The sequence below is a fragment of the Anaerovorax odorimutans genome, assembly GCF_024459955.1.
GTDB classification, from domain to species: domain Bacteria; phylum Bacillota; class Clostridia; order Peptostreptococcales; family Anaerovoracaceae; genus Hominibacterium; species Hominibacterium odorimutans_A.
Genome location: NZ_JANFXK010000037.1, coordinates 1 through 6,675, shown reverse-complemented (window position 1 = coordinate 6,675; position 6,675 = coordinate 1). Strand labels below are relative to the sequence as shown.

Genomic DNA, 6,675 nt, shown 5'->3' with positions numbered 1-6,675 from the left:
ATGTAATGGTCGCAGGATTTATTGGGAGAAGCGGCATTTGGTCGCAGCCTCGCCGCTGCAAGTGATGCTCTTGCGACCAAGGTATCTTTTAGGAAGCGATGGTCGCGGGATTCATCAGGGAACCCGGGATTTGGTCGCAGCTCCGCCGCCACAAGTGATGCCCCTGCGACCAAGGTGTCTTTTAGGATGCAATGGTCGCGGGATTCATCAGGGAACCCGGGATTTGGTCGCAGCTCTGCTGCCATGAGTGATGCCTCTGCGACCAAGGCGTCTTTCGGGGCGCAATGGTCGCGGGGTTGATTGAGAAAAGCGGCATTTGGTCGCAGCCTCGCCGCCGAAAGTGATACCCTTGCGACCAAGGTGTCTTTTAGGATACGATGGTCGCGGGATTTATCGGGAAACCCGGGACTTGGTCGCAGCTCTGCTGCCATGAGTGATGCCTCTGCGACCAAGGCGTCTTTCCAAGCGCAATGGTCGCGGGATTGATTGGGAAAAGGGGCATTTGGTCGCAGCCTCGCCGCCGAAAGTGATGCCCTTGCGACCAAGGCGTCTTTCCAGGAGCAATGGTCGCGGGATTGATTGAGAAAAGGGGCATTTGGTCGCAGCCTCGCCGCTGCAAGTGATACTCTTGCGACCAAGGTGTCTTTTAGGATACGATGGTCGCGGGATTTATCAGGGAACCCGGGATTTGGTCGCAGCTCTGCTGCCATGAGTGATGCCTCTGCGACCAAGGCGTCTTTCCGAGCGCAATGGTCGCGGGATTCATCAGAAACCTCGGCATTTGGTCGCAGCCCCACCATCGCAGCCCCGCCGCAAGGCCTAAACCTGCAACCAAGGCGCCTTCCATATCAATCCAACAGCAGGAACTCCCTCCGGGAGGACTGCAGGATCCCTTCTTTATTCATGAGCCGGATCTCCCTGGTCATGGCACTGCGGTCCACGCACAGATATTCCGCCAGGGCCGACAGGGTCATAGGAACGATAACCGGATTCCTGCCGGAAGTGCCGCGCAGCCAATTCAGATAAGTGAGCAGCTTTTTCCGTATGCTGGTCTGATTGAGTATATTCAAGTGCAGGGACAAGGCCTGCGACCGCTGGGCGGCCATGAGAAACAAGTTGTTAATCAGCTGTGAATGATGGGGACAGACGTTTTCGCAGGGTGTAATGATATGAGTATAGTCGATAAAAAGCACCCGGCAGTCGGCCTTTGCTTCCACGAGGTACTCCAGCCCTTCCAAAGGAAGGTGAAACAACTCACCGAACAAATCCTGCGGCCCGTAGCTTTCCAAAAGACTGTCGTTTCCGTCCGCGTCCAGAGCGTGGAGCGCGGCCTCTCCCTCCATCAGCAGCCCGATCTTTTCGATTTTATCCGAATAACGCATGATTGTCTCCCCGCTTGCCAGCCTTTTAAGCTGAGGGTGAAAACAGCGAAGCATATTTTTAATAGATTCACCTGTCATTCCATCATTAATAAAACACCGTTTCATGATCCGCCCTCCTTCTTGTCGAAAACAAATCTTAATTAATATTATTTACTAATATTTACCCGTTTTGTTGCAAATGTCACAGAATAAAACTCAGGAAAAGGTTAAAATTAGTTAAATTCTAAAAATTCAGGAAAAAGCATAAGATACATCGTGAAGGGGGAGGTAATGATGTTATTTAAAACAACTGAAAAGCATGAAGAATTTCGGGCAAAGATCAGAGAATTCGCAGAAGCGGAATTAAAACCGATAGCCTTTATGCTGGACCAAAAAAACGAATTTCCGGAGGAAATTGTAAAGAAACTGGCGGAAATGAATATGATGGGGATTCCATATCCCAAGAAGTACGGCGGAGCCGGTCTGGATATTATGACCTATGCCATAGCCGTAGAGGAACTGGCGAGAATTGACGGAGGCACGGGCGTTATTCTTTCGGCCCACGTTTCGCTGGGATCCTATCCTATTTACGCCTTTGGAACAGAGGAGCAGAAGAAAAAATATCTGGTGCCCCTGGCTAAAGGCGAAAAACTCGGAGCTTTCGGACTAACGGAACCCAATGCGGGAAGTGATGCCGGAGGTACCGAAACCACCGCTGTACTGGAAGGAGACCATTACATACTCAACGGCGGAAAGATCTTTATCACCAATGCAGACAAAGCCGATACCTATGTAGTATTCGCAGTCACCACGCCCAATATCGGCACCAGAGGAATCAGCGCTTTCATTGTGGAAAAGGGCTGGGAAGGCTTTGAATTCGGCGACCATTACGATAAAATGGGCATCCGTTCTTCGGCCACGGCGGAACTGATATTCAACGATGTAAAGGTCCCCAAGGAAAACCTGCTGGGCAAGGAAGGCCAGGGCTTTAAAATCGCCATGGCGACCCTGGACGGCGGCCGTATCGGAATTGCCTCTCAGGCGCTGGGAATCGCTCAGGGAGCCTTCGAACATGCGGTGGAATACGCCAAGGAAAGAGAACAGTTTGGTATTCCCATCGCCCATCATCAGATCAATTCCTTTAAGATCGCGGATATGGCGACCAAGCTGAGAGCTGCCAGATTCTTAGTCTACAGCTCCGCAGAACTGAAAGAGCATCATGAGCCGTACGGAATGGAATCGGCCATGGCCAAGCAGTACACTTCTGACATCTGTCTGGAGGTTGTCAACGACGCGGTGCAGATCTTCGGCGGAACCGGATACCTGAAGGGCATGGAAGTGGAAAGAGCTTACCGGGATGCGAAAATCTGTACCATTTACGAAGGAACCAATGAAATTCAGAGAGTTGTCATTGCTTCCCATATCATCGGCAAACCGCCTAAGCAGACCGGCGGCAAGCTGAAAGCCAAGGGGCCGATCACGGGAGCACGGAAAAAGAAGATATTCAGCGAAGGCACCAATGAGGAAAAAGTTGCCGCGCTGGTGGAAGCTCTCACAGCCGACGGTTATGATTTCAACGTGGGTATTGATCCCAACACGCCGATCGTTGAAGCCGACCGGGTTGTCAGCGCAGGCAAGGGCATCGGAGACAAAGCCAATATGAAACTGATCGAAGAGCTGGCTATCCAGGCGGGCGCTGCCATCGGTTCGTCAAGACCTGTGGCGGAAACGCTGAAGTACGTTCCTCTCAACCGCTATGTGGGTATGTCGGGGCAGAAATTCAACGGAAACCTCTACATTGCCTGCGGCATCTCGGGAGCAGGGCAGCATCTAAAAGGAATCAAAGGCGCGACGACCATCGTAGCCATTAACAAAAACAAAAACGCGCCAATCTTCAAGAATGCCGACTACGGTATTGTCGGAGATTTGATGGAAATTCTGCCGCTGCTGACAAAGGCCCTGGATAACGGCGAACCGAAGAAACCGGCTCCGCCAATGCAGAAAATGAGGAAAGCAACGCCGAAGAAGGAGGCTCCGCCTTGGAAGACTTACGTATGCTCCGGATGCGGATACGAATACGATCCGGCCGTAGGCGATCCGGAAGGAGACGTTTCCCCGGGAACCCTGTTCGACGCGCTTCCTGAAGAATGGATCTGCCCGGATTGCGGAGAAGAAAAGGATAAATTCATAGAAGGATAAGGAGGTTAACCATGTATTGCGTAAGAAAAGTAACAGAAGATCTGTATTGGGTCGGCGGAAATGACCGCCGCCTGACGCTCTTTGAAAATATTCACCCCATTCCCCGCGGCGTTTCCTATAACTCCTATTTGCTGCTGGATGAGAAAACCGTGCTCTTTGACACGGTGGACTGGTCCGCAGGCAGACAGTTTTTAGAAAACATCGAATACGTTTTGGACGGACGTCCGCTGGATTATCTGGTAATCAACCATATGGAGCCGGATCACGGCGCTTCCATCGAGGAAGTTCTGCTCCGCTATCCCGATGTGAAAATCATCAGCACGGAGAAAGCTTTCATGATGATGCACCAGTTCAACTTCGATATTGACGGACACACCGAGGAAGTTCAGGAAGGCGATACCCGCTCCTTCGGAAAGCACGAGGTTACCTTTGTGGCCGCGCCGATGGTTCACTGGCCGGAAGCCATGGTCACCTTTGACTTGACAAACGGTGTTCTGTTCGCGGCTGACGCCTTCGGGTCCTTCGGCTCCCTGGACGGAAAGCTCTTTAACGACGAAGTGAATTTCGACCGCGACTGGATTGACGATGCCAGAAGATATTATACCAATATCGTAGGCAAATACGGCCCTCATGTGCAGGCCCTGCTGAAAAAAGCCGCCACCATCGACATCAAGATGATCTGCCCGCTCCACGGGCCGGTATGGCGCAGCGATCTGGGATATTTCCTGGATAAGTACGATAAGTGGAGCAGCTATGAACCGGAAGAAAAAGGCGTGCTGATCGTATATGCTTCCATGTACGGCAATACGGAGAGCGCAGTCAATTTGCTGGCTACCAAGCTGGTGGAACGGGGCATAACCAATGTGTCTATGTATGATGTTTCTAAGACGCATGTTTCCCAATTGATTTCCGAAACCTTCCGACTGAGCCATATTGTTCTGGCCTCTGTTACATACAACCTGGGCATTTACCCGCCGATGCTGGATTATCTCATGGATATGAAAGCGCTCAACATGCAGAAACGTACTGTAGCGCTGATTGAAAACGGTTCCTGGGCGCCCAAGTCCGGCGCTCTCATGGAGGAATTCCTCGATGAAATGAAGCAGATGACCGTGCTCAACGAAAAAGTATCCGTCCTCTCCTCTTTAAACGAAGGCAGCGCGCTGGAAATGGATCAGCTGGTAGACGGCTTGATTGAATCCATCAACGAGTAAGAGACCGGAAACGATATATGAAAAGAGCTGCCGGCCGGCAGCTGACTGACCCGGGAAACCGTGGGCAAAAGAATATCTTTCCCCATATTCATAGAGTTTGAAGGGGAAATGGATAATTTTGCAGCGGTTTCCCGGGTTCGTTTTTTGAAATCGGGCTTTCGGTTCACATACAAAAAATGATATAATAAACCCATGAGACATGAATTATATCTGGAAGTATTTCAAGAGCTTCCCAAAGTAAAAGGATTTTTTTCAACGAAATACGGGGCCAGCGAAGGCAGCCCTTATGACCGGCCGGACGTACTGCAGCAGCTGGGGCTTGAACATGCGCAGCCGGTATGGCCGGTGCAGGTGCATAAAGACCGTATCGCTGTAATTGAGCAAAAAGGAAACGCGCCGATCCGCATCCCCGATACGGACGGCTCGATTACTGACGTGCCGGGCGTTCTGCTGACCACGGTACATGCGGATTGCCTGCCGGTCTACCTGTACGATCCGGTAAAGGGGGCCATTGGACTGGTTCACGCCGGATGGCGGGGAACCGCGGCGGGAATCGCTCCCAAGGCCGCAGCTTTAATGGAACAAACCTTTGGATGCAAAGCGGAGGATATCCTGGCCCACATCGGCCCGGGAATCAGCAGCTGCTGCTTTGAGACAGGGCCGGAGGTCCTGGAAGAGTTTAAGCGAAACTGGAATTTTGCAGAAGAATTCGCCTCACCCTGCGGCGAGGGGAGCGAAAAAAACTATCTTGACCTGAAAGGGATAAACAGAAGGCAGCTGGAAGAGGCAGGTTTGAAAGCGAAACGCATAACGGCAAGCTCCCACTGTACCTGCTGTGAGCCTGAGATCTTCTGCTCTTACCGGCGGGAAGGCGGAACCTACCGGCGGATGGGAGCAGGGCTGTGCTTACTGTAAAGGCTGTCGCATCAAGAATTCTTATTTCTTGATGCGGCAGCCTTTGGCATTCCCTTTTATTGCGCTTTTTTCTTTCTCGTCCCCCAGGAAACCACCGCTGTGATTCCCGCTGCCAGCATGATGAACAGGAGCAATCCCGGATTGGACGGATCGCTTGTCTGCGGCGTATCTGCTTTTGCGTTGCCGCCATTCCCCGGCGGGGTCGTTTCTCCCTTATGTCCAGCAGGTATGTTCTCATATACCGCTTTCACTTCCACGTTGCCCGCCGGCATGGTGAAGGTGGTTGTTTCCTTTGTCGGATCCGCCAAAGCGGCCTTGCCGCTCACTACCTGCCATTCCTTGAAACGCTTGCCCTTCGGAGGCTGATCGGCCGTGATGGTAACCCGGTCGTTCATGACATACGTTCCGCCGCCGGTGCCACCGTCCACGGTGACAGTGTATTCAATGTTTTCATAATTGGCCGTGACCCGGACAACATCCTCCGGCATGAGGAATGTGGTTGAGGTGCTTTTGCTGCCGGCAAGTGACACGTTGCCGCTGCCCACCGACCAATTCTTGAATTGCTTTCCCGTATCTGCGGGAGCAGCTGTTATGGTAATTGTCGCACCTGCCGCAAAACTGCTGTCAATTTGTTTTTCTGGAGCTGCAGCTACTGTGCCATTGGTCACATGAACGGGATAATAGATAGCAAAGTCGCTTGGTGTATTTAAAAATACATCTGCTCCCAAGGCTGGTGCCCTATCTCCTTTAATCACGAAAGACTGTAAGTTCGCACAGTACGCAAATGCCAGGTCTCCGATCGTAGCTACCTTGCTGTCCTTTGATAAGGCTACCTTTTCCAGGCTGGAACATTGAAAAAATGCTCCCATGCCAACGGTTGTGACGGAGGTATTGCTTTCCAGACCTGTGCTTTCTAACCCCCTACAGCTAGAAAATGCACTCTCACCGATGTTTGTGACGGAGTTGTTGCTTTCCAGTCCTGTGCT

6 protein-coding genes are annotated in these 6,675 nt (G+C 51.8%); 3 read left to right on the top strand and 3 right to left on the bottom strand.

The features are described from left to right. Window positions 1-431: hypothetical protein (locus NE619_RS17425; RefSeq protein WP_256133759.1), on the bottom strand; the 431-nt coding region annotated here is incomplete at its 3' end. A gap of 417 nt (window positions 432-848) precedes the next feature. After that, window positions 849-1,487 carry a Crp/Fnr family transcriptional regulator gene (locus tag NE619_RS17420; protein WP_256133758.1) on the bottom strand — a complete coding sequence of 213 codons (639 nt, stop codon included), beginning with the start codon at window positions 1,485-1,487 and terminating at the stop codon, window positions 849-851. Between the two features lie 165 nt (window positions 1,488-1,652). Between NE619_RS17420 and NE619_RS17415 the strand changes: the two genes are divergently transcribed. The 3 genes from NE619_RS17415 to pgeF all read left to right on the top strand — a co-directional run bounded on the left by NE619_RS17415 (window position 1,653) and on the right by pgeF (window position 5,689). Then, window positions 1,653-3,560, top strand: coding sequence for an acyl-CoA dehydrogenase family protein (locus tag NE619_RS17415; RefSeq protein ID WP_330640843.1), 1,908 nt, complete (start codon window positions 1,653-1,655; stop codon window positions 3,558-3,560). Window positions 3,561-3,571: 11 nt separating this feature from the next. Beyond that, window positions 3,572-4,774 carry an FprA family A-type flavoprotein gene (locus tag NE619_RS17410; protein WP_256133757.1) on the top strand — a complete coding sequence of 401 codons (1,203 nt, stop codon included), beginning with the start codon at window positions 3,572-3,574 and terminating at the stop codon, window positions 4,772-4,774. A gap of 192 nt (window positions 4,775-4,966) precedes the next feature. After that, window positions 4,967-5,689, top strand: a complete 723-nt coding sequence (gene pgeF / locus NE619_RS17405) for a peptidoglycan editing factor PgeF (protein WP_256133756.1) — start codon at window positions 4,967-4,969, stop codon at window positions 5,687-5,689. Window positions 5,690-5,745: 56 nt separating this feature from the next. Here the strand turns inward: pgeF and NE619_RS17400 are convergent. After that, window positions 5,746-6,675: InlB B-repeat-containing protein (locus NE619_RS17400; protein ID WP_256133755.1), on the bottom strand; the 930-nt coding region annotated here is incomplete at its 5' end.

Excerpts from the sequence above, each read along its gene's own strand:
- NE619_RS17420 (WP_256133758.1), bottom strand. The coding sequence starts at position 1,487 with ATGAAACGGTGTTTTATTAATGATGGAATGACAGGTGAATCTATTAAA.
- NE619_RS17415 (WP_330640843.1), top strand. The coding sequence starts at position 1,653 with ATGATGTTATTTAAAACAACTGAAAAGCATGAAGAATTTCGGGCAAAG.
- NE619_RS17410 (WP_256133757.1), top strand. The coding sequence starts at position 3,572 with ATGTATTGCGTAAGAAAAGTAACAGAAGATCTGTATTGGGTCGGCGGA.
- pgeF (WP_256133756.1), top strand. The coding sequence starts at position 4,967 with ATGAGACATGAATTATATCTGGAAGTATTTCAAGAGCTTCCCAAAGTA.